Source organism: Sanguibacter sp. Z6_81, assembly GCF_057180625.1.
Genome location: NZ_JBXUFV010000002.1, coordinates 174,318 through 197,286 on the forward strand (window position 1 = coordinate 174,318; position 22,969 = coordinate 197,286).

The following is a 22,969-nucleotide window of genomic DNA, read 5'->3' on the forward strand; positions in this document are numbered from 1 at the left end:
GAAAGGGCCCTGAGGCTGGGACAATGGGTGTATGAGTGTGTCTGAGCAGAACCCGTCCGAAGACCTCGTCCCTGCAGGGGACCCCATCGTCGAGCGTGCCGACGGGTCCGTCGAGCGACCGGCCGAGCAGGACGACGAGGTCTCCGACGAGGCCCGCGAGCGGGCGTTGCTCGCCGGCCTCGCCGAGTACGACCTGGCCGAGGACGACCTCGCGCTCCTCGGCGGCTCGCTCGAGGACGGCCGCGCCGCTGAGCCCGCCGCCCCGCTGCCCGTGCTGGCCGTCGTGGGCCGCCCGAACGTCGGCAAGTCGACCCTCGTCAACCGCATCCTCGGCCGCCGTGAGGCCGTCGTCGAGGACAAGCCCGGCGTGACCCGGGACCGCGTGAGCTACCCCGCCGAGTGGTCGGGACGGCAGTTCATGCTCGTCGACACCGGTGGCTGGGAGGTCGACGTCCTCGGCATGGAAGCACGTGTCGCTGAGCAGTCCGAGATCGCGATCTCGCTCGCGGACGCGGTGCTGTTCGTCGTCGACGCGACCGTGGGGCCGACGGCCACCGACGAGAAGGTCGTCAAGCTCCTGCGCAAGTCCGGCAAGCCGGTGGTGCTGTGCGCCAACAAGGTCGACGGCCCCCGCGCCGAGGCGGACGCCTCGGAGTTGTGGAGCCTGGGTCTCGGCGAGCCGCACCCGGTCTCCGCCCTCCACGGGCGCGGCACGGGTGACCTGCTCGACGCCGCGATGCGCGCCCTGCCGACGACGTCGGAGCACGGCGTCGTCGTTCCCGACGGTCCACGCCGCGTCGCCCTCGTCGGACGCCCGAACGTCGGCAAGTCGTCGCTGCTCAACAAGGTGGCGGGCTCCGAGCGCGTCGTCGTGGACTCCACGGCAGGCACCACCCGCGACCCCGTCGACGAGCTCGTCGTGCTCAAGGGCAAGCAGTGGACCTTCGTCGACACCGCCGGCATCCGCCGCCGCGTGCACCAGACGAAGGGCGCTGACTTCTACGCTTCGCTGCGCACCCAGGCCGCGATCGAGAAGGCCGAGGTCGCCGTCGTGCTCCTCGACGCGAGCGTCCCGCTCACCGAGCAGGACACCCGCGTGATCTCCCAGGTGATCGACTCCGGCCGCGCCGTGGTCATCGCCTACAACAAGTGGGACCTCATGGACGAGGACCGTCGACCGTTCCTCGAGCGGGAGATCGAGAAGGAGCTCGTCCAGGTGCAGTGGGCACCCCGGGTGAACATCTCGGCGCAGACGGGCTGGCACACCGACCGCCTCGTGCCGGCGCTGGAGAAGTCGCTCGAGTCCTGGGACACCCGCATCCCGACGGGACGCCTCAACTCGTTCCTCGGCGAGCTCGTCGCTGCCCACCCGCACCCGCTGCGTGGCGGCAAGCAGCCGCGCATCCTCTTCGCGACGCAGGCCTCCACGCGCCCGCCGCGGTTCGTGCTCTTCGCGACCGGCTTCCTCGAGGCCGGCTACCGCCGGTTCATCGAGCGTCGCCTCCGCGAGACGTTCGGCTTCGAGGGGTCACCGATCACGATCTCTGTCCGGGTCCGGGAGAAGCGCAAGCGCTGATCCCCGGCTCGACCGGTGCGGGCGTCGTCCGGAGAGTGTGACCTGTTCCTCACAGGTTCACCTGTCCGGGCGGCGCCCGTCTCCGTACCATCAGAGCCATGAGCGAAACCGGGCTGAACCAGGCACAGCAGAAGATGCTCGACGGTGGCGTGCACCCGACAGCGGTCGACGTCTTCTCCCACTTCTACCGGCTGCTGGAGTCCGGCGACACGGGCGTCATCCCCGAGTCCGAGGTCCAGCCGCTGACCGACGTCCCGCACCAGGCGGACCTCGAGATCTCGGACGAGGTGGGGCGGGAGGCGCTCGCGGCGACCGCGCTCATCAAGCTCAACGGCGGCCTCGGCACGTCGATGGGCATGGACCGGGCGAAGTCGCTCCTCACGGTCCGGGGCACGCAGACGTTCCTCGACGTCATCGTCGGCCAGGTGCGCCACGCCCGCGCAGAGTACGGCGTCCGCCTGCCGCTGATCTTCATGAACAGCTTCCGCACGCGCGACGACACCCTCGCGGCGTTGTCCGCCTACCCGGACCTGGCGGTCGAGGGCCTGCCCCTGGACTTCCTGCAGAACCGCGAGCCGAAGCTCCGCGCGGACGACCTCACGCCCGTGGAGTGGCCCGCCGACCCTGACCTCGAGTGGTGCCCGCCGGGCCACGGCGACCTCTACACCGCCCTCCAGACGTCCGGGGTGCTCACCGCCCTGCTCGAGCAGGGTTTCCGGTACGTGAGCGTGTCCAACTCCGACAACCTCGGGGCGGCTCCCGACCCCGCGGTCGCCGGCTGGTTCGCGGCGTCCGGCGCGCCGTTCGCGGCCGAGGTCGCGCGGCGCACGGCGGCGGACCGCAAGGGCGGCCACCTCGTCGTGCGCACGTCCGACGGGCGGATCGTCCTGCGGGAGAGCGCGCAGGTGCTCGACGCCGACGCCGAGGCGGCCGGCGACATCAGCACCCACAAGTACTTCAACACGAACTCCCTGTGGTTCGACCTGCAGGCGCTCGCCGACGAGCTCGAGCGCACCGGGGGGGTGCTGCACCTCCCGGTGATCCGCAACGCCAAGACGGTCGACCCGACAGACGGCTCGTCCACACCGGTCATCCAGATCGAGTCGGCGATGGGCGCCGCCATCGAGGTGTTCGACGGGGCCGTGGCGATCGAGGTGGACCGCTCCCGGTTCCTGCCCGTCAAGACGACGAACGACCTCCTGGTGCTGCGCTCCGACGTGTACGAGCTGGGGGAGGACTACCGCCTCACCGCCCGCGTGGAGGCTCCGCTCGTCACGCTGGACCCCTCGTACTACAAGACGATCGCAGCCTTCGACGCGCGCTTCGCGGCTGGCCCGCCGTCGCTCGTCGAGGCGACCGCGTTCTCGGTGGTCGGGGACTGGACGTTCGAGGGTGACGTACGAGCGGTGGGCGAGGCCGTCCTCGGCGGCGCTGGCGAGCCGACGATCGTGCCCGCCGGCTCGCTCATCACCGACGACGGCATCGTCGAGTAGCGCGTCGTGTCCTGGAGGGCCTCTCACGTGGGGTAATATTCTCAACGGTCCTGCGGGACCGGTGAGGTCCTCCGGGACCCACGGGCTGTGGCGCAGCTTGGTAGCGCACTTGACTGGGGGTCAAGGGGTCGCAGGTTCAAATCCTGTCAGCCCGACAGACGAGGCCGGCCCTGGCTCAGCGGAGACGCTGAGCCAGGGCCGGCCTTCTGCGTCTGTCGATGTGCTGTGAGCACGGCCAGCAGAGGGCGGACTGTGGGCACGGGCCGACGCGCTCTTTCTCATCCGACGGAGCATGCTGGGTGTGTGCGGTGAGCACACCGCGCGTGCCAGCCGGGAGGACGCGTCATGAGCCCGTCGACCTATCCCGTCCGGGTGGACGCCCACCTCGACCCGACGCTCAACCGGTGGCTGTGGCTCGTGAAGTGGCTGCTGGCCCTTCCGCACTACGTGGTGCTCGTCTTCCTGTGGCTGGCGTTCGCCGTCCTCAGCGTGGTCGCCTTCTTCTCGATCCTCGTCACCGGCCGCTATCCGCGCCCGGTCTTCGACTTCAACGTCGGGGTGATGCGCTGGAGCTGGCGCGTCACCCACTACACCTACGGTGTGCTGGGTACCGACCGATATCCGCCCTTCACGCTGGCGGACGTGCCGGACTACCCGGCCCACCTCGGGGTGGAGTACCCCGAGCGACTCTCCCGGGGTCTCGTGCTGGTGAAGTGGTGGCTGCTGGCGATCCCGCACTACCTCGTCCTGTCGTTCTTCGCTGGCGGCAGCGTCTACCTCGCCAACGAGGCGACGGCCAACGGGCAGGACTCGTGGACGTGGGCCAGCGGGCTCAACGGGCTGCTCGTGCTCATCGCCGCTGTGACGCTCCTGTGCAGCGGCCGGTACCCGACGTCGATCTACGACCTCGTGCTCGGTATGAACCGGTGGATGCTGCGGGTGGGCGCGTACACGAGCCTCATGACGGACCAGTACCCGCCCTTCCGGCTCGATCAGGGTGGCGACGACCCGGGCACCGTGCCGGCGGTGCCCGGACCGGGCGGCACGCGGTAACCGCGTCCACGGGGGGCGCCGCGGCGCGCACCGTCGCGGTCGTCAGTCGAGCACGTTCACCGCCCGGGCCACGACGAGACCGGTGATGACCAACGACGTGACGGCCTGCGCGGACATCACGGCCTTGGCCCACGGCACCAGCGGCATGACGTCCGTCGGGCTGAACGCCGTGGCGTTCGTCAGCCCGAGGTAGAGGTAGTCGAAGAACAGCGGTCGCCAGCCCTCCGGGCCCACACCGGGGTTGAGCTGCTGCGGGAAGGCGAGGTCGGGGGTCTGGGGCATCCGTTCCGCGCGCGCAGCGGACCCGCCGCAGTCGAGCTCGAAGTAGAGCAGCGCGCAGGCGATGACGGTGCCGAGCCAGACGCACCCACCAGCCTGCAGCAGCTCGGTTGCCGAGTCCGTCTCCGGACCGTCCGTGAGGAGGTCCTGGACCAGCTGGACGGTGGACCACACGGCCCCGAGCGACAGCACGGAGATCAGTGCTATCGATGCCACCCGCAGCTCGGTGGTGCGCCGCGAGATCGTCCCGGGGTCGCCCGCGAGCAGCGACACGAGCAGCAGGCCGGAGATCGTGGGGAGCACCCAGGGCTGGGCCAGCCGGAGGCTGTCGGGGAGTGCGACGGTCAGCGCCATGGCGACGACGACGGCAGCCGCCATCGGCCACCGCGTCTCGTCGTACGCCTGGACGGCGTCCTCCGAGCCGGGGTCAGGGGTCATGGCAGGGCCTCACCCCTGACCCCGGCTCGGGATGACCACCGGTCACACCGTTGAGGTCCGACGGCATCAGTTGTGGTGGAAACCACTGCCTTCCTCGGCCGACAGCGGCACCTTGGGCCCGTGCTTGTCCAGGATCTCCAAGGATCGGCGGTAGTCGTCGAGGAGCAGGGAGGCCATGTCGCGGCTGAAGTCGTGCCGGACGAGGATGCGTTGGATGGCGAGGTCCTCCCGGTGCGGCGGCAGCGTGTATGCGGGCACCTGCCATCCGCGGGTGCGGAGCCTGTCAGCCAGGTCGAAGAGGCTGAAGCCGTGGTCCACACCCTCCTTGAGCTTCCAGGTGAGCCCGGGAATCCCACCGCGCCCGTCGTAGATCATCTCGAACGGGCCCATCTGCGCGATCTCGTCGGCGAGGTAGCGCGCCGTCTCGTACCCGGCCTCATGGATCTTGCGGTACCCCTCTCTGCCCAGGCGGAGGAAGTTGTAGTACTGCGCGACGATCTGCCCGCCGGGGCGGGAGAAGTTCAGCGCGAAGACGGCCATGTCGCCGCCGAGGTAGTTGACGTGGAAGACGAGGTCGTCGGGAAGGTCCTCGGCGTCACGCCACACGACCCAACCGACCCCCAGGGGCGCCAGGCCGAACTTGTGCCCCGAGGCGTTGATCGACTTCACGCGCGGCAGGCGGAAGTCCCACAGCAGGTCCGGCTCCACGAACGGGGCGATGAACCCGCCGCTGGCCCCGTCGACATGCATGGGCACGTCGAGGCCCGTGTCCTCCTGGAGCTTGTCGAGGGCCGCCGCCACCTCCGCCACGGGCTCGTACTGGCAGGTGAACGTGACACCGAGGGTCGGGACGACGCCGATCGTGTTTTCGTCGACGCGCTTGAGCACCTCCTCGGGGTTCATGAGCAGGCGGTCACCCTCCATCGGGATCTCGCGGTGCTCCACGTCCCAGTAGCGGGTGAACTTGTGCCAGCAGATCTGCACCGGTCCGGTCACGAGGTTGGGCCGGTCGGTCGGCTTCCCCTCGGCACGGCGCCGTTCCCGCCACTTCCAGAGCAGTGCCATCCCGCCGAGCATGGCGGCTTCGCTCGACCCCGTGGTCGACGTCCCCATGGTGTTGGCGGCGTCGGGACTGTTCCAGAGGTCGGCGAGCATGTGCACGCACCGGCCCTCGAGCTCGGCGGTCTGCGGGTACTCGTCCTTGTCGATCATGTTCTTGTCGACGGACAGTGCCATGAGGTCGTTGATCTCGGGCTCTACCCAGGTCTGGCAGAAGGTCGCGAGGTTCTGGCGGGAGTTGCCGTCGAGCATGAGCTCGTCGTGCACGACCTGGTAGACGTGCCGTGCGACGTGCTCGTCCTTCGGGAACCGATACTTGGGCATCGCGACCGAGAGGTCGTTCGACGCGAAGACGTCGTCCTCCAGGGCGCCTCGGACGGAGTCCTTGTTGTGCAGCATGGATGTTCTCCTCGGGTCAGCGCGTCCTCGCGCAGGTCGGTCTCTGGTGTATGGAGCTGTGCGGGTCGAGCTACGGGATGGGGATGGTCTCCCCTGTCTCGAGGTCCTCGATGACGTCCTGGAACGCGTCGACCTTGTCGGGGCAGTAGGTCTCGACCACCGCGAGGTCATAGGCGACGACGCTTGGATCGAGGATCACCCGGCGCAGGTTCCCGGAGTTGTTGCCGAACTGGGACAGCGACAGCTCCTGCTGCAGCTCACCGACGTTCTCGCAGCTCACGCCGCCGTCGGTGCCGTAGAGGGCAGCAGCCGTTGCCGTGTCGAGCTCCGGCAGGCCTGCTTCGGCGAGGCTCTCGTTGAGCTGGTCGGCCAGCTCTTGTGCCTCGTCCGCGTCGGGATCGGTGGCGGTGCCGGCAGGTGTGCAGGCGCAGAGCGCGGCACCCACGACGACCGCGAGGCTTGCGGCCCGCAGGGTGGCGCGGTGGGCGGCTCGGGGACGCTTCGTGATCATCATGGGACTCAGGCCTCCTGAGCTGGTGCGTCGGAATGTGTGTGGTCCGGCGAGGCCTCGATCTTCCACTCCGGCTTGCGCACCTTGTACAGGACGAACGGCCAGACGCCGAGGAGGACGATGCCCGCCAGGAGGATGAGGATGTAGACGCCCTGGGGCGTCGCGCCGGCGTTCCCGGACGGCTCGACGAAGCCGAGGAGGAAGGCGGCAGCGCTTCCGAGGAAGCCGATGGTCCCGACGAGGGTCATGGCCGGGGTACGGAAGCCGCGCTTGACGTCGGGGTGCGTACGACGCAGCCGCATCGCTGCGAGGAACATGATCATGTACATGATCAGGTAGAGCTGGACCGCCATCGCGGTGAGGATCCAGAAGACCGACTGCACCGACGGGAGCACGGCGAACAGCACGGCCATCGCGGTGACGATCAACCCCTGGACCATCATGATCGGGACCTGCATGCCCTGGCTGTTGGTGCCCTGCAGGCGGGGAGGCAGGTAGCCCTCCTTGCCGACCATGAGGAGACCGCGGCTCGGTCCGGGAATCCATGTCACGACCGACGCGAGGATCCCGACGACGATGAGCAGGGCCATGACCGTGGTGCCCCAGGGGATCCCGAGGTGGTTGAAGAAGACGTCGAACGCCTGCAGCACACCTTGTGTGAGGTTGACGCTCGATCCGGGGACCCCGACGGAGATGGCCAGCGTCGGCAGGATGAAGACGAACAGGATGAGGACGACGGACAGCACGATCGCCTTGGGGAACTCGATGCTGGGCCTGCGCATCTCCGTCACGTGCACGGCGTTCATCTCCATGCCCGCGTAGGAGAGGAAGTTGCTGACGATGAGGACGATGGAGGCGAGTCCGGTGAACGTCGGGAACCACTGCGCGTCGCTCACCGGTGCCAGGTGGGAGCTTCCGCCGTCCGTCATGAAGATGACGGCGAAGACGATCAGGGCGGCTGCCGGCACGATCGTGCCGACGATGAACCCCCAGGTGCCGACCTTGGCGAAGGCGCTCACACCGCGTGTGGCGATGAGGGTCGAGAACCAGTAGACGATGAGGATCACGAGCCCGGTGAAGATGCCGGAGTTCGCAAGGCCAGGGTTGAACACGTAGGCGAGCGCGGAAGCGAAGAAGGCCAGTTGCGCGGGGTACCACGCGACGTTCTGCATCCACTGCTGCCAGATGGCGAAGAAGCCGAGGCGGTCTCCGTAGGCCTCCTTGACCCAGACGAACACACCGCCCTTCCATCCGCTGGCCAGCTCGGCAGCGACGAGAGCCACCGGGACCATGAAGAGGATCGCAGGCAGGACGTAGAGGAAGATCGACGCCCACCCGTAGGCAGCCATCGCGGGTAGGCCGCGGACGCTCGCCACGGCCGTGGCGATGAGTATGGCCATAGAGGTCCAGCTGATGAATGAGCGGCCCGGCGCCGATCTCTGCGACGCCGGGGGCTGACCGTCTGCACGAGTAGCCATCTCCACACCTTTCGCTACGTGCCCTGGCCGGCGAGGTAGGTGCCGGTCGTTCCGTGGTAACACGTTCTAGATTCGCATAACGTGCTGAAGCACGCACCCGGAACATTCGGGACATCTACGGCGCGTCGAACGATCTGGTGCTCTACTGAAAGTCGACGGGAGAACCGTCGGTCGACGCGTCAGCGTCGACCCTTGTCGCCGCTGAGGGGCGTGGTCACGTGAACTGGTGGGTCAGTGTCATCTTCCGGGCCATCCCGCTGGCCATGATGGCGGTCTGTGTGGGATACGGGCTGGACGTCTGGACCGCGGGAGAGGCCTCCGGCAACATCGTGGCCGGGCGCGTCGTGACGTTCCTCGGTGCCATCTGTCTCTGCCTGTTCTGCACCGCCGCGACGATCATCCGTCAGCTCATCGGCCGTTTCGATGCCGTCGACCGGGTGGTGTACCCCGCGCTCGGGTTCCTCGCCGCGGTCGGCACCGCGACGTACGGCATCGTCGTCTTCGCTGGCGCTTCCGGTGACGGCCAGGACCCCTACTACGTCGCGGGGCACGTCGTGCTCGGACTCGCCCTGATCTGCGGGTGCATCGCCACCGTCGCCACCGCCTCCACGAAGTTCTCCCTGATCCCGGCCAACTCCGCGCGGCCGCCAGGGGACGACGCACCGCCCGCGCAGGCGTTCTCCCGCGGGACCGCCGCCCTGCTCGCGGCGCTCCCCGTGATCCTGGCCGCGGTCGCCTGGGGGGTGGGGATCACCAACCTCGTTCTGCCCGCGTCCCCGAGCAGGTTCACGGTCGGGCACGTGGTCTGCGGACTCGCGATGATCTGCACGAGCCTCATCGGCCTGGTGTGGAGCATCCTGCGCCAGGTGCAGAACTCCTACAGCCCCAGGGACCGGGTCGGGTGGCCCTGGCTCGTCATCGTCATGGGCGTGGTCGGCATGGTCTGGGGTGTCCTGCTGCTCATCGTCGACGACGAGCCCTACTACAGGACGCCCGGGTTCGTCATGATCGGACTCGGACTGGTCTGCTTCAGCATCCTCAGCAAGGTCGGGCTCCTCGCGCTCGTCTGGCGTCGGAGCTTCAGCCTCGCGAACCGGGTGCCCCTCATCCCCGTCGTGACGGCGCTCGCGTGTCTGTTCCTCGCGGCATTCGTGTTCCAGGCGGCCTTCACAGATCCGAGCGTCTTCATCGCGGCGCACGTCCTCGTGGGTCTCGGCGCGATCTGCTTCACGCTGTACTCCATCGTCTCCATCCTGGAGAGCGGCACGTCCTCGTCGGGGTGACCGCAGGACCGGCCAGTGCGCACACCGCACGCGCACGCTGTCCGGAAAGCCCGCAATGTTCCTCCGAGACGTATCGTTCGGGAATGGACCAGTCACGCGCACCCGGTCGGTCGCTGGGCACTCTGGCGCTGACCTTCGTCGCCGTCGGGGGAGTCGTCGGCTCCGGGGTCCTGTTCGCCCCGCTCTTCGCAGCACAGCAGGCCGGGCCGGCCGCGGTTCTCGCGTGGCCGATCGCGGGTCTGATGTTCGTGACCGTCGCGCTGGTCTTCGCGGAGGTCTCGGCGATGCTCCCTGTCGTCGGGGGACTGGGGCTGCTGCCCACCTTCAGCCACGGCCCGGGCGTGGGTGTCGCCATCGGCTGGGTGGCATGGGTCGGCTACGTGACGGCCGCGCCCATCGAGACCCAGGCGATGCTCGAGTACGCGAGCAACGAGCCGGTGTTCGACTGGCTCTTCGTCGCGGACTCGGCGGCGAACGGACAGAGCGGGTTGAGCGTGCCAGGGCTAGCCGCCGCCGCCGTCGTCCTCGTCGCATTCACGGCGCTCAACGCGTTCGGCGTCGCGCTCTTCGCCCACGTCAACACGGCCCTGACGTGGGCCAAGCTCCTGATCCCTGCCCTCGTCGCCGTCGCACTCCTCACCCGCTTCTCACCCGAGCCGATCCGCTCCACGGGCTTCGCTCCCGAGGGGATCGCGGGAGTGCTGAGCGCCATCACGAGCGGAGGCGTCGCGTTCGCCTTCCTCGGGTTCAGGCACGCACTCGACCTCGCGGGCGAGGCACGGCGCCCGCAGCGGACGATCCCCGTCGCGCTCGTCGGCGGCATCATCATCTGTACGGTGCTCTTCACGCTCCTCCAGCTCGGATTCATCGGTGCGACCGACCCCGCTGACCTCGATCGCGGCTGGGCAGGTCTGGACCAGGGGGGCGCCAACGGACCCCTCGCCGCCGTGCTGACCGCACTCGGCATGACGGCGCTGGCGCGACTCCTGGTCGCCGACGCCGTGCTGGGCCCCTTCGGTGCAGGACTCGTCTCCACGGCATCGACCGGGCGGCTCGCGGTGGCGGTCGCGAGCAACGGCCTGTTCCCACGCTCGGTCGCCCGCTTCTCCCGGCACCGGGTACCGGTGCGAGCAATGATCCTCAACCTCGCCGTCGGTCTGGTGCTCCTGCTCGTGTTCCGTGATGGCTGGGCGGAGCTGCTGTCCTTCAACTCGGGCGCCGTCGTGCTGTCGATGTGCCTCGGGCCGGTCACCGTCGTCGCGCTCCGCCGCCAGGTGCCGGACCGGCCTCGACCGTTCCGGCTCCACGGTGTGTCCGTCCTGGCGCGGGTCGCTTTCGTCGCGATCAGTCTGATCATCTACTGGACGGGATGGGAGACGATGATCAAGCTGACCATCCCGATCGCCGTCGGGGTCGCCGTGCTGGGTTGGCGCTTGGTCCGTGAGCCGTCCCTGCGGCGGTCGCTCGCACTGCCGTCGCTCGTCTGGCTGGGCCCCTACTACGCCGGACTGCTCACGATCACGTTCCTCGGGCGGTTCGGAGGGGGCCGCGAGGTGCTGCCCCTCGGCGTGGACATGCTCGTGGTGTCCGCCTTCGCACTGGCGCTGTTCGGATGGGGAGTGCGGTCCGCGCTGCCGGCCGCCGCAGCGGCTGCCGCGGTCGCCACCGTCCCCATGGTGAGGGTGGACCGACCCACGTGACCACGCCGTGTGCCGGGCGCGGCAGCGCGCCGTCCCCGTGCAGGGGCCCGCTCCTGCTCGCGCCGCGGCCGTTGCTGACGTCCGAACCGCAGGCCGCAGCGGACCTACCATGGTCGCCATGGCACAGATACGCAATGACGCGACCCCTGCCCTGCCCACCGCCGACATCGCCGCACACCGTCCGCTCGACCTCCGAGCGGTACGGCTCACAGGCGGCCCTCTCGCCGCCTGGCAGTCCCTCAACGCCGAGGCGACGATCCCGCACTGCATCCGTCAGCTCGAGACCTCGGGCGTCATCGACAACCTGCGCCGCGTCGTGGGGGAGTCGGGTGCCGAGTACCGGGGCTTCGTCTTCGCCGACTCCGACCTCTACAAGGTCATCGAGGCCGTCGCGTGGGAGATCGCGCGCACGGGCACCACCGCCCACGACGCATGGCTCGACGACGTCATCGCCCTCGTCGCCCGCGTCCAGGAGCCCAGCGGTTACGTCATGAGCTGGATCCAGGGTGTGCACCCCGAGAAGAAGTTCGCGGAGCTGCACTGGACGCACGAGATGTACGTCCTGGGGCACATGGTCCAGGCGGCGGTCGCCCTCGACCGGGCAGCGGGCCGCTCCGACCTGCTCGACATCGCCCGCGCGTTCGTCGACCTCGTCGACCGCCGGTTCGGTCCGGGGCGGGACGACGGCATCTGCGGTCACCCCGAGATCGAGACCGCGCTCGTCGAGCTCTACCGCCACACCGGCGAGCGTCGCTACCTCACGCTCGCCGAACGCATGATCGACCTGCGCGGGCGCGGGCTGCTCCCGGTGGGCGGTCTGGGTGCCCGCTACTACCAGGACCACGCGCCGGTGCGCGAGGCCCGCGACGCCGTCGGGCACGCGGTGCGCCAGCTCTACCTCAACGCTGGTGCGACGGATGTCTACCTGGAGAACGGTGACCCCACGCTCCTGTCGGCGATGGACAGCCAGTGGGCCAGCGCGCACGAGCGCAAGATGTACATCTCCGGTGCGTTCGGGTCGCGGCACCGCGACGAGGCCTTCGGCGACGACTACGAGCTCCCCAGCGAGCGTGCCTATGCCGAGACCTGCGCGACGATCGCCGACGTCCACTGGACGTGGCGGATGCTCCTCGCCGGTGGTGCGGCAGGCGCGGCCCGCTACGCGGAGACCATCGAGCGCGAGGTCCACAACGCGCTCGCGGCCGCGGTAGATGCGTCAGGCACGAGGTTCTTCTACTCCAACCCCCTGCAGCAGCGTCCCGACCGCTACTCCGAGGAGAACGCGCCGCGGGAGCGCACGACCTGGTACGCATGCGCGTGCTGCCCGCCGAACATCGCCCGGACCGTGGCGCAGATGTCCGCGTACGTCGCCTCGACGACGACCGACACACTCTGGTTGCACCAGGTCGCCGCCGCCGAGATCGACCTGCCGGCGCACCTCGGTGAGGGGGTGCTGCGGGTCGAGACCGACTACCCGGCGAACGGTTCCGTGGTGGTCACGGTCGACGGCCGCGTCACGCCCGGGTCGCGCCTCGCCGTCCGCGTCCCCTCGTGGTCCTCCACGAGCGCCCTCACGAGGTCCGGAGGGGCGTCCCCCGACGTTGAGGCACGCGTGAGCGACGACGGCTACGCGCACGTGGACCTCGTTGACGGCGCGACGTACCACCTCGAGCTCGACCTCACCCCACGGTGGACACGGGCTCACCACCGCGTCGACGCCGTGCGGGGGTGCGTCGCGCTCGAGCGCGGGCCCCTCGTCTACTGCATCGAGCAGGCGAGCATGCCCGACGGTGCCGTCGTCGACGACCTCGCCGTCGTGCCGAGCGCGCCGGTCGAGGTGCGCGACACAGACGTCAGCCTGACGGTCACGTCCGCGAGCTCGGAGGGCCTCTACGCGGCGTCCGACCCGCAGCCCGCGCTCCCAGCCGGCGATCGCGCGACCTTCACGGTCCGCGCCATCCCCTTCGCCACGTGGGGGAACGCGACGCCCGGTGCGATGCGCGTGTGGATCCCCGTCGCGCCGGCCGGAGTCTGACGGCGGCGGACTGCGCGTCGCCGACGGCGCGACCACACGGGCGGTGGCGACGAGGGACGCAGTTGACCGCATCCCTCGTCGTCGCCGAGGCGCCGGTCACCCCGCTCCGGCGAGAAGATCGTCCGGGAGCGCCTGGAGGAGTGTCGCATCCTGCAGGAGCACGAGGTTCGATCGAGCTCGCCGTGGAGCACCGCCGACGACCTCGCCGGCACTCATCACCTGGAGCCGTCGTGACCACCACCTCATCCCTGCCGGGTGAACGCGTTCCCCTCGACGAGGCACGGTGAGCCTCCGGGACGTGCAGCGCGCGTACGGGCGACGGGCACCGGAGTACGCGGAGCGTCTGGGCAGGATGGATGCGGTCGCCCGACCGGACCGTGAGCTCGTGCGCTCCTGGGCGCAGGACCTCGACGGCCCGGTGCTCGATGTCGGGTGCGGCCCCGGCCACTGGGCCGCCTACCTGCACGAGCTCGGCACAGACGTCACCGGGATCGATCCGACCCCAGAGTTCGTCACTCACGCGCGAGCGACATACCCGGCGGTCACGTTCCGTGCCGGCCGGGCCGATCACCTCGACGTCCCTGACGCGACGCTGGGCGGTGTGCTCGCCTGGTACTCACTCATCCATGCGGAGCCGGCCGACGTGGCGGCGGCGCTCGTCGAGTTCGCCCGAGCCCTCCGTCCCGGGGGCGGGCTCGTCCTCGGGTTCTTCGAGGGTCCGGCGTTCGAGCCGTTCGAGCACGTGATCACCACTGCGTACCGGTGGCCCGTCGATGCTCTCAGCACTCTCGTCGGGGAGGCCGGGTTCGCCGTGACCGAGACGCACACCCGCGCCGATCCTGGTGTCCGCCCGCACGGTGCGATCGTCGCGACCAGAAACCCGGGATGAGCGAACTCGTCGCGAGCGGTTGCTCTAGCGGTCCGAGGGGCGACCGAGGCCACTGATCATGACGTCGAGCAGCAGCGCCTGGTCGCGCCTGCGTCCCAGGCGGACCGCGTACTCGACTCCGCACACGAGTCGCAGGCTCTGCTCGATGGAGATCTGCGGCCGCACGAGCCCTTCGCGGATGGCGGCCTGGAGCGCGATACCGGCGGACCGCTGAAGCTCCTCGCGCAGCGCGCGCACCTCGGGGGAGACGTTGTCGGCGGTGAGCAGCTCCTTCATGCCGTCGTGCGCCAGCTGCACCTCGGCGACCCTTCGGACCAGGGCGAGGAACGGCGCGCCGCCACGAGGGGACCGCGCAGCCTCACGTGCCGCCGCGACGAGCTCTTCGAGAGCATCGAGATTGAGCGCCTCGAGCAGCGAGGTCACCGTCGGGAAGTGTCGGTAGACGGTTCCGACGCCGAGGCCGGTGTCACGGGCGAGATCGTTGAGGCGGATGCTGTCCGACGGGCGTCCGCGCGCAGCCTCGAGGATGCGGGCACGGGAGCGAGCGGCATCGGATCTCAGTGCGGCCATGACCTCATCCTAGGCGAATCGGATAGGGATTCCGGTTGTGTTAGCGTAACCGGACAACCTATCCATTTGGAGTGATCATGACCTGGAACCCGCGCCAGCTGCCCGACCTGAGCGGCCGCGTCTACGCGATCACCGGCGCGACCGCGGGCATCGGGTACTTCGCCGCCGAACAGCTCGCCGCAGCGGGTGCTGAGGTCGTGCTGGTCTCACGGTCGTCGGCAAAGCTGCAGCAGGCCAGCGAGGTCATCGCCGAGCACGTGCCCGGCGCGGTCACGCGCCACGTCACCGTCGATCTCACCTCCCTGGCGTCGGTTGCTGCGGCGGGCGACGAGCTCGGTGCGCTCCCGCGCCTGGACGGGATCTTCCTCAACGGCGGTCCGATGCAGCTCTCCCGCAGAGCACGCACCGCGGACGGACTACCCCTGATGCTCGGCGCGCACGCGGTGGCGAACGCCGCGCTCGTCGCACACATGCTTCCGTTCCTCGGCGGACGCACCGGGGAGCGGCCGTGCCGCATCGTTCATGCGTCGACGAGCTACGTGCAGCGATTCCACGTGAGCGTGACTGACGTCGACCGCACGCCACGCACCGCTATCGGGGCGTACGTGAAGGCGAAGACGATCACCGAGGTCTTCGCGTTCGAGCTCGATCGCCGCCTCCGAGCGGCAGGGCTCCCGCTGGCGTCGATCGTCACCCGCCCCGGCATCGCGGTCGACGCGAAGACGCCACGCCGTCCTGGGATCCGCGACGAGTCGGTGCCGTACCGGCGCAACCCCTATGCGCGTTGGGCGCAGGGCAAGGACACCGCCGCGTGGTCAGGCGTCCGGGCGCTCGCGGATCCGCACGCGCGCGGCGGCGAGTACTACGCACCAGCCGACGGCGCGCGCGGGGAGCCTGTGCGCGTCCAGCCGGACCCGGCCACGGCATCTCCCGCTCCCGAGGTCGTGACGCAGGTCTGGTCCCGCCTCGCCGAGCTGAGCGGCACCGACACCTTGCTGCGGCTCGCCAGCGACGACCTCAGCCGAGGACGTTGACCGCTCGGGCGACGACGCGACCGGACAGGACGAGCGATGTGGCGGCCTGGATCGACATGACGGCCTAGAGCGTGACATCCGAGTACGAAGCATGCTTGTCGGGAAGGGCGCGAGGCCGTTGCGGCTCGCACCACCGAGCGCCATGGCAGGAGACTGACACCATGACCGTCCGACCCGAGCTCACCACCACGCCCGTGACCCCCGACCTCGTGCGAGGCGCGCTCGAGCTCGAACGCACCGAGCACGGCCTGCGCCCGCACCGGTTGCCCGCGTGGGCGCGGGCGCAGTGCCCCGACCCGCAGCTGCTCATGGCCGAGTCGCACCCGTCTGGTGTTCGACTTGCACTGCGTACTGCGGCGACGGTCCTCGAGCTGGACACCGTGCCCACCCGGACGGGGTATGCCAACGCGCCCGCCCGCCCCCCGGGCGTCTACGACCTCCTCGTCGACGGCCGGCTCGTTGCCCAGGCTGTCGCCGAGGGCGGCGTCCTCGTCACCATCAACATGGTCACCGGTGCGGCGACACGCACGGACGGCCCGGATGCGACGCTGCGCTTCGCCGACCTGCCGGACGGCACCAAGGACGTCGAGATCTGGCTGCCCTACAACGAGGCGACCGAGCTCGTCGCACTGCGGTCCGACGCGCCCGTCGTGCCCGTGCCGCCGTCGTCCCGGCCGCGGTGGTTGCACTACGGCAGCTCGATCAGCCAGGGTTCGAACACGACGCACCCGACCGGCACGTGGCCCACCCTGGCGGCGGCCGCCGGGGGAGCGGAGCTCACCAATCTCGGGTTCAGCGGCAGCGCGCTGCTCGACCCGTTCGTCGCCCGCGCCATGCGCGACGCCCCCGCCGACCTCATCAGCCTGAAGATCGGCATCAACCTCGTCAACGCCGACGTCATGCGTCGGCGAGCGCTCGGCCCGGCCGTGCACGGCTTCCTCGACACGATCCGCGACGGCCACCCGCACGTGCCGGTCGTCGTCGTCTCGCCGCTCTACTGCGGAATCCACGAGGACACGCCGGGGCCGGCGGCGTTCGACAGCGCGGCGCTCGCCGAGGGCAAGGTCCGGTTCCGCGCGACCGGCGACCCGGCCGAGCGGGCAGCGGGCAGGCTCACCCTGACGGTGATCCGGGAGGAGCTCGCGCGCGTGGTCGAGCAGCGTACGGCGGACGACACCCGCTTGTCGTACCTCGACGGCCTGGACCTGTACGGTGCGGACGACGCGCAGGAGCTGCCCCTGCCGGACGGGCTCCACCCGGATGCCGCCGCGCACCGGCGCATCGCGGACCGCTTCGCCCGCTTCGCCTTCGGAGACGGTGGGCCCTTCGCCTCCGAGCACCGCTGAGCCGGAGGGGTCGCGGCGAGTGGGTCGCCGGCGACATCTCGACGTCCTCAGCAACCCAGGTTGCTCGTCGTGGTTGAGCAACGTAGGTTGACACCATGTCGTCACCCGAGGTCGCTGTCGTCGCCGCGGACACCACGGACCCGCGCGCGGGTCTGCGTGCGGTCGCGTCCCTGCGACTGCTCACCGAGTCCCTCGAGCTGCGCCAGGTCGAGGCTGGGCTCCGGGCCGGCATGAGCTGGCAGGAGATCGCCGACGCGCTCGGTGTCACGCGCCAGGCCGTGCACAAGAAGTACGCCAAGCGGATCGACCCATCCATCGACGTCCCCAGGAGGAACAGAACATGAGCAGGCTGACGGGCGCGATGGTCCTGAGCCAGCAGGTCTCGATCACGGCGCGGGAGGAGGCCTCACGATGGGGTCACCCCGCGATTGACGTCGACCACGTGCTGCTCGCCCTCGTCGTGAGCAACGGTCCGGCGGGCCGTGTGCTGCGGGAGGCCGGCGTCGATCTCCCGGCCGCGCGCGATGCCGTCGAAGGACTGCACCGGGACCGTGTCGCCAGCCTGGGGATCGCTGTGCCGGTGAGCGAGCCGGGTGCGATCACCGACGCCGCGACGGGAGACGTCGACTGGTCGCCCCGTGCGCTCGCGATCCTGCGCGGGCTGTCCGACTACACGACCGACCTTCCGCTCCTGCTCGCGGTCCTCGACGAGCCGTCGGGGCTCGTGCTCTCTGTGCTCGAGCGGCTGGGGATCGACGGCGACGAGGTCCGGACCGCGGCGCATGCGGAGAGTGGTCACGCTGTCGGCGGGGGAGCGGACCGCGCGGTGCCGGGGCGCGAGTGGTTGTGGTCCCGGCACGACGGGTTCATCCCCGCACCCCTCCACGAGGTGTGGGCCCTTCTTGCCGATCCCGCGCGCCGGCCCGAGTGGGACGGCTTGGTCGAGCGCGTCGAGCCGGTGGGCACGGACCGCTGGGACCTGTGGCACGTTCGCGAGGACGGCGACGAGGTCGGCGACCCTCGCGCGCGGCTGCGGGAGGTCGAACGCATCGAGGATTCGCGCATCGTGTGGGAGATGACCTTCCTCCGCCAGGGCCGCCCGCGCACCCAGGTGCACACCGTGGAGCTTGCCGCGGCCGACGGGGGCACGGCGATCGAGCTCACGCTCCAGGTCCGTCGGCGCACGGGCGTGCGAGGCATGGTCCAGCGTGCGCTCGGGCCCTTCGGGCGCTTCCTCTTCCGTCAGCTCCTCATGCAGCAGGTGGCCGGCGTCTCCCGGTGCTTCCGCTGAGTCGTCGCGACGACGCGAGGGTGACCCTTGCCATAACGTGAATGGTCATTCATCCTTAACGTGAACAGTTACTCACGTTAGGGGATCGTCATGACCACGAAGGTGGCACTCGTCACGGGGGCTTCATCAGGAATCGGGCGTGCCGCAGCGCTCGAGCTCGCGGACCGGGGCCTCACGGTCTACGCCGGCGCACGGCGCACCGACCGGATGGAGGACCTGCGAGCGCACGGGATCAGGCCGATCGCGCTCGACGTCACGGACGGCGCGTCAGCACACGCGACCGTCGCGACCATCGAGCAGGAGGCCGCACGGCTCGACGTGCTCGTGAACAACGCCGGGTACGGGTCCTACGGGGCCGTGGAGGACGTGCCACTGGAGGAGGGCCGCAGACAGTTCGACGTCAACGTCTTCGGCGTGATCCGCCTCGCCCGGCTCGTCATCCCGCTCATGAGACACCAGGGGAGCGGACGCATCATCAACGTCACCTCCGTCGGCGGCAAGATCCACACCCCGCTGGGTGCGTGGTACCACGGCACGAAGTTCGCCGTCGAAGGCATGAGCGACGTGCTCCGGATCGAGCTCCGGAGGTTCGGGATCGACGTCGTCGTCGTGGAGCCCGGGACGGTCCGGACCGAGTGGGGGGACATCGCCGCCCAGCGACTGCTGGAGACCTCGGGGGAGGGCGCCTACGCACAGGCGGCGCACGAGGTGGCGGCGACGTTCACCGGACGCCTCGCGGAGCGCGCATCCGACCCGTCGGTCATCGCGAAGACCATCGCCGCAGCAGCGACGCGCTCACGTCCACGGACCCGCTATGCGGCCGGCCACATGGCCCGTCCTGTCCTCGCGCTCCGCCGGATCCTGCCGGACCGCGCCTTCGATAGGCTCGTCCTCGGAAGCATGACGTAGGCGACATCCGCCGGGAACGAGGGAGAGCGATGCGCGCGGATGCACGGCGCAACCAGCAACGCATCCTGACAGCCGCTCGCGAGCAGATCGCCGCGCACGGCCAGGACGTCTCGATGGAGCAGATCGCGCGGGCTGCGGGCGTCGCCGTCGGGACGCTCTACCGGCACTACCCGACGAAGACGGACCTCGTCCAGGCGATCCTCGCCGAGCACTCCGCGGACATCCTCGCCCGCGCCGAGGAGGCCGCCCGGACCGCCACCGCACCAGGCGACGCGATGACCGCGATCGTCACGCTGCTGACCGATCTCCTGGCGGAAGCCGCGCAGAACCTCGCGCTCAAGGCGGCTGCCGCCGGCCTCGGCGCCGAGAACGCTGCGGGCGACCAGGCGGACCGGGGCCGGGCAGCGATCGAGACCCTCCTGCAGGCGGCCCGGACCGACGGGCACCTGCGCCCGGACACCACCGTCGATGACATCTACCTCATCATGACCACGGCGCCCACCGCGCTCGACGAGCCGAGCCGCACCAGGTGGTTGGAGATCGTCCTGGCGGGGATACGCGCCCACTGACGGCGGACCGGGACGTGCACGAGTGGGCGCACACTGCATAGTGGTCCGATGCAGCTCTACTCGGCGCTCCCGACCACGCGCATCCGCCAGCTCCTCGCCGACGTCCTCGCCGTCGGTCTCATCGTCGTGTTCGTGCTCCTCGGGCGAGCCGCGGACGCGATGATCAGCGGGACCTCCGCGATCGGGGTGACGATCGAGGACGCGGGCACGTCCTTCGAGGGGCACATGATCGACGCCGCCGAGGCCCTCGGTGAGGTGCCCTACGTCGGCGACGACGCCCGCGTGCCCTTCGACAGCGCGAGCGGCGCGGGCGCACAGCTCGCCCAGACCGGCCGCGACCAGCAGGAGTTCGTCCGGACCGCCGGCACGATCACGGGCCTGGCCGTCGCGCTGTTCCCGTCCGTGCTCGTCGCCCTCTTCTGGCTGCCGGGCCGGATCCGCTTCATCCGACGTGCCCGACAGGTCCGCGCCCTCGCTGCGCAGCCCGACGGACGGGAGCTGCTCGCCGCCCGCGCCGTCGTCGAGGCACCACCGCGTGCGGTGCTCGCCGCGGGACCTGATGTCGTCCAGCGGTGGCGGACGGGTGACGCCACGGCGATCTCTGCGCTCGCAGACCTGTCGATGCGTACTGCGGGCGTCAAGGCCGCGCGGTCCGCGCGGCGCACCCAGGGTCCCGTTCCACCGCCTCCGAGCTAGTGGTCCGGACCCGTCGGGATGTCAGGCTGCTGCGTCCTCCGACGTGCCGCGCCGTACCCTGAGCGACGGAGATCCACCCGAGAGGACCGCAGGAATGAGCCTGATCAGGCTGCACGACGTCAGTGTCCGGTACGACAACACCCAGATCCTGCGGGAGGCGTTCTTCCGGCTCGATCCCGGTGACCGCGTCGGGCTCATCGGCAAGAACGGGTCGGGCAAGACGACGATCCTCAAGCTCGTCCTCGGTCAGGTGGAGCCCGACAACGGCACCGTGACGCTCGAGAACGGCGTCCGCGTCGGGTACTTCTCGCAGTTCTCCTCCCTCGACGGCACGGCCACGATCACCGAGGTGCTCCATGAGCTGTTCTCCGAGATCAAGGCCGTGGAGGCCGAGCTCGCTGACATCGACGCCGCCATCGCCACCGACTCATCCGACCCCAGGGCGCTCGACGCGCTCATCACCCGGCAGGCCGCACTGTTCGAGGAGATGGAGCGGCTCGAGGGCTGGGACTACGAGCGCCGCATCGACACGGCGCTGACGACCCTCGGGTTCGACGAGGCACACCGCACGTGCCCCATCGATGCGCTCTCCGGTGGTTGGCGCAACCGTGCCGCGCTCGCCAAGATCGTCCTCGAGCGCCCCGACGTCCTGCTCCTCGACGAGCCGACCAACTTCCTCGACGTCGCCGGCGTCGAGTGGCTGGAGACATGGTTCCGCGACTTCCGCGGGGCCGCGATCATCGTGTCCCACGACAGGGCGTTCCTCGACGCCGTCGTCACCCGCATCATCGAGGTCGAGAACTTCCACCTCCACGAGTACGCCGGGAACTTCGCCGAGTACGTCGTGCAGAAGCAGTTCCGGCTCAAGACCCTCGACGCACAGTTCGTCCACGAGTCCGAGCTCCTCGCCTTCGAGGCCGAGGGCATCGCCGACCGCCGGGAGGCCGCCAAGGCCGCGAACCGCAAGCTCGGCAACCAGCTCGCGAAGATCAAGAAGGCCCGTGCCCCACGCCCCGTGGACCAGATCATCACGGAGATCTACGGCGGCCTGCACGTCAAGGACTCCCTGTGCCGCGTCGAGGGCCTGACGAAGTCGTACGGGGACAAGACGCTGTTCGCGGACCTCGGGTTCGAGATCAAGCGCGGCAACCGGATCGTCGTCGTCGGGCACAACGGCAGCGGCAAGACGACGCTGCTGCGCGTGCTCACCGGCGAGGAGCAGGCCGACGCCGGGGAGGTCGTCTGGGCGAAGGGCACCACCGTCGTGTCCTACAACGCCGTGCTCGACGACCTTGACCCCGCCGACACCGTGAGCCACGCCGTGAACTCCATGCCCGACTCGCTCGCGCTCACCGCCACGCGCAAGTCGGTCAACCGGTTCCTCACGATGTTCCAGTTCTCCGACGCGGACCTCAAGCAGAAGATCGGGAACCTCTCGGGAGGGCAGCGGGCGCGCGTCGCGATGGCACAGTGCCTGCTCTCCGGGGCGTCCGTGCTGCTGCTCGACGAGCCCACGAACCACCTCGACCTGTCCAGCACCCAGGTGATGGAACGCGCCCTGCAGCACTTCCCCGGTGCGGTCGTCGTCGTGAGCCACGACAGGTTCTTCGCGGACAAGGTCGCGAACCGGCGCCTGGTGTTCGGGGCGGATGCCGCTCTGCCGGGCGCTGTGGAGATGCGGGTCGCCTGACGAGCGGCACGTCCGCGCGCGTGCCGGGTCCCGTTCCCGGGAAGCGCGGTGGGGCAGTCCCCAGCATGATGGCCTCTGCACCCGACACGAGGAGACACGCATGGACGAGGCAACCTTCTGGGCACTCATCGACGAGACCCGCGCTACCGCTGGCGGTGACCCCGAGGCGCACGTCGAGGCTCTCCGCGGGATGCTCACCTCGATGCCCGTGGGCGACGTCGTCGCCTTCGGGGGAGTGATGTCCGGCCTCGCCAGCGAGCTGTACACGTGGGACCTCTGGGGCGCGGCATACGTCATCCTCGGCGGGTGCTCGGACGACTCCTTCATCGACTTCCGGCACTGGGTCATCTCGCAGGGACAAGACGCCTATCGGCGAGCGGCGACGGCCCCGGACTCCCTCGCGGAGATCCTCGACGGCGATGCGGACGAGAGCATCGGCGACGGCGAGGGGTTCATCTACGTCGCGGCGGAGGTGTGCGAGCAGCAGACCGGCCAGGACATCTACAGCGCACCCGGCGCTGCCATCGTGCCGTCCGTGACGTCGGCCGAGCCCACGGGCGAGCCCTTCGACGAGGACGAGGAGTCGCTTGCGCTCCGCTACCCGCGCCTGAGCTCGCTCTTCCTCTGACCGAGGATGAGCCCGCTCGTCTACGCTGCGCGGCTCATGCAGC

Annotated in this window: 21 protein-coding genes and 1 tRNA gene; 17 read left to right on the forward strand and 5 right to left on the reverse strand. The window is 69.9% G+C overall.

Annotated features, from left to right (window positions below):
• Positions 1-31 precede the first annotated feature (31 nt).
• The 4 genes from der to AC2AXK_RS05785 all read left to right on the forward strand — a co-directional run bounded on the left by der (position 32) and on the right by AC2AXK_RS05785 (position 4,122).
• Positions 32-1,576 carry a ribosome biogenesis GTPase Der gene (der, locus tag AC2AXK_RS05770; RefSeq protein WP_484344403.1) on the forward strand — a complete coding sequence of 515 codons (1,545 nt, stop codon included), beginning with the start codon at positions 32-34 and terminating at the stop codon, positions 1,574-1,576.
• Positions 1,577-1,674: 98 nt separating this feature from the next.
• Entirely contained in the window at positions 1,675-3,069 is a 1,395-nt protein-coding gene (locus AC2AXK_RS05775) for a UTP--glucose-1-phosphate uridylyltransferase (RefSeq protein WP_484344404.1), read from the forward strand.
• An 81-nt stretch (positions 3,070-3,150) separates the two neighbouring features.
• A tRNA-Pro gene (locus AC2AXK_RS05780) sits at positions 3,151-3,224 on the forward strand.
• A gap of 190 nt (positions 3,225-3,414) precedes the next feature.
• The gene (locus AC2AXK_RS05785; RefSeq protein ID WP_484344405.1) at positions 3,415-4,122 is read left to right on the forward strand and encodes a DUF4389 domain-containing protein; all 708 of its coding nucleotides are present in this window, start codon (positions 3,415-3,417) and stop codon (positions 4,120-4,122) included.
• A 42-nt stretch (positions 4,123-4,164) separates the two neighbouring features.
• Here the strand turns inward: AC2AXK_RS05785 and AC2AXK_RS05790 are convergent, their stop codons facing one another.
• From AC2AXK_RS05790 to gadC, 4 genes are all read right to left on the reverse strand, one after another.
• Positions 4,165-4,839 carry a hypothetical protein gene (locus tag AC2AXK_RS05790; protein ID WP_484344406.1) on the reverse strand — a complete coding sequence of 225 codons (675 nt, stop codon included), beginning with the start codon at positions 4,837-4,839 and terminating at the stop codon, positions 4,165-4,167.
• A gap of 66 nt (positions 4,840-4,905) precedes the next feature.
• Positions 4,906-6,297, reverse strand: a complete 1,392-nt coding sequence (gene gad, locus AC2AXK_RS05795; protein ID WP_484344407.1) for a glutamate decarboxylase — start codon at positions 6,295-6,297, stop codon at positions 4,906-4,908.
• 70 nt (positions 6,298-6,367) lie between these two features.
• Entirely contained in the window at positions 6,368-6,811 is a 444-nt protein-coding gene (locus AC2AXK_RS05800) for a hypothetical protein (protein WP_484344408.1), read from the reverse strand.
• 5 nt (positions 6,812-6,816) lie between these two features.
• Positions 6,817-8,286, reverse strand: coding sequence for a glutamate/gamma-aminobutyrate antiporter GadC (gene gadC / locus AC2AXK_RS05805; protein ID WP_484344409.1), 1,470 nt, complete (start codon positions 8,284-8,286; stop codon positions 6,817-6,819).
• Between the two features lie 218 nt (positions 8,287-8,504).
• Between gadC and AC2AXK_RS05810 the strand changes: the two genes are divergently transcribed.
• The 4 genes from AC2AXK_RS05810 (at position 8,505) to AC2AXK_RS05825 (ending at position 14,193) form a co-directional block, all read left to right on the forward strand.
• Positions 8,505-9,569: a DUF2776 family protein gene (locus AC2AXK_RS05810; RefSeq protein ID WP_484344410.1), complete on the forward strand. Its 1,065-nt coding sequence runs from the start codon at positions 8,505-8,507 to the stop codon at positions 9,567-9,569.
• Positions 9,570-9,652: 83 nt separating this feature from the next.
• Positions 9,653-11,269, forward strand: a complete 1,617-nt coding sequence (locus AC2AXK_RS05815) for an APC family permease (protein ID WP_484344411.1) — start codon at positions 9,653-9,655, stop codon at positions 11,267-11,269.
• A 118-nt stretch (positions 11,270-11,387) separates the two neighbouring features.
• On the forward strand, positions 11,388-13,304 hold the full coding sequence (locus tag AC2AXK_RS05820; RefSeq protein ID WP_484344412.1) for a glycoside hydrolase family 127 protein: 1,917 nt from the start codon (positions 11,388-11,390) through the stop codon (positions 13,302-13,304).
• 283 nt (positions 13,305-13,587) lie between these two features.
• Positions 13,588-14,193, forward strand: a complete 606-nt coding sequence (locus tag AC2AXK_RS05825) for a class I SAM-dependent methyltransferase (RefSeq protein WP_484344413.1) — start codon at positions 13,588-13,590, stop codon at positions 14,191-14,193.
• 24 nt (positions 14,194-14,217) lie between these two features.
• Here AC2AXK_RS05825 and AC2AXK_RS05830 read toward each other — a convergent pair whose 3' ends face one another.
• Complete coding sequence (locus AC2AXK_RS05830; RefSeq protein WP_484344414.1) at positions 14,218-14,763, reverse strand: TetR/AcrR family transcriptional regulator; 546 nt, start codon at positions 14,761-14,763, stop codon at positions 14,218-14,220.
• A 77-nt stretch (positions 14,764-14,840) separates the two neighbouring features.
• Between AC2AXK_RS05830 and AC2AXK_RS05835 the strand changes: the two genes are divergently transcribed.
• From AC2AXK_RS05835 to AC2AXK_RS05875, 9 genes are all read left to right on the forward strand, one after another.
• Positions 14,841-15,797 (forward strand): SDR family NAD(P)-dependent oxidoreductase, encoded by a 957-nt coding sequence (locus AC2AXK_RS05835; RefSeq protein WP_484344415.1) that lies wholly within the window; start codon positions 14,841-14,843, stop codon positions 15,795-15,797.
• Positions 15,798-15,958: 161 nt separating this feature from the next.
• Positions 15,959-17,143, forward strand: a complete 1,185-nt coding sequence (locus tag AC2AXK_RS05840) for a GDSL-type esterase/lipase family protein (RefSeq protein WP_484344416.1) — start codon at positions 15,959-15,961, stop codon at positions 17,141-17,143.
• 95 nt (positions 17,144-17,238) lie between these two features.
• Positions 17,239-17,487 carry a hypothetical protein gene (locus AC2AXK_RS05845; protein WP_484344417.1) on the forward strand — a complete coding sequence of 83 codons (249 nt, stop codon included), beginning with the start codon at positions 17,239-17,241 and terminating at the stop codon, positions 17,485-17,487.
• The gene (locus AC2AXK_RS05850; protein WP_484344418.1) at positions 17,484-18,434 is read left to right on the forward strand and encodes an SRPBCC family protein; all 951 of its coding nucleotides are present in this window, start codon (positions 17,484-17,486) and stop codon (positions 18,432-18,434) included. Before AC2AXK_RS05845 ends, AC2AXK_RS05850 begins: the two co-directional genes overlap by 4 nt.
• A 90-nt stretch (positions 18,435-18,524) precedes the next feature.
• Entirely contained in the window at positions 18,525-19,343 is an 819-nt protein-coding gene (locus AC2AXK_RS05855) for an oxidoreductase (protein WP_484344419.1), read from the forward strand.
• Positions 19,344-19,372: 29 nt separating this feature from the next.
• Complete coding sequence (locus tag AC2AXK_RS05860) at positions 19,373-19,912, forward strand: TetR/AcrR family transcriptional regulator (RefSeq protein WP_484344420.1); 540 nt, start codon at positions 19,373-19,375, stop codon at positions 19,910-19,912.
• A 48-nt stretch (positions 19,913-19,960) separates the two neighbouring features.
• Complete coding sequence (locus AC2AXK_RS05865; protein WP_484344421.1) at positions 19,961-20,608, forward strand: hypothetical protein; 648 nt, start codon at positions 19,961-19,963, stop codon at positions 20,606-20,608.
• Positions 20,609-20,702: 94 nt separating this feature from the next.
• Complete coding sequence (locus AC2AXK_RS05870) at positions 20,703-22,298, forward strand: ABC-F family ATP-binding cassette domain-containing protein (protein ID WP_484344422.1); 1,596 nt, start codon at positions 20,703-20,705, stop codon at positions 22,296-22,298.
• Between the two features lie 100 nt (positions 22,299-22,398).
• The gene (locus AC2AXK_RS05875; RefSeq protein WP_484344423.1) at positions 22,399-22,926 is read left to right on the forward strand and encodes a DUF4240 domain-containing protein; all 528 of its coding nucleotides are present in this window, start codon (positions 22,399-22,401) and stop codon (positions 22,924-22,926) included.
• Positions 22,927-22,969: the final 43 nt, after the last annotated feature.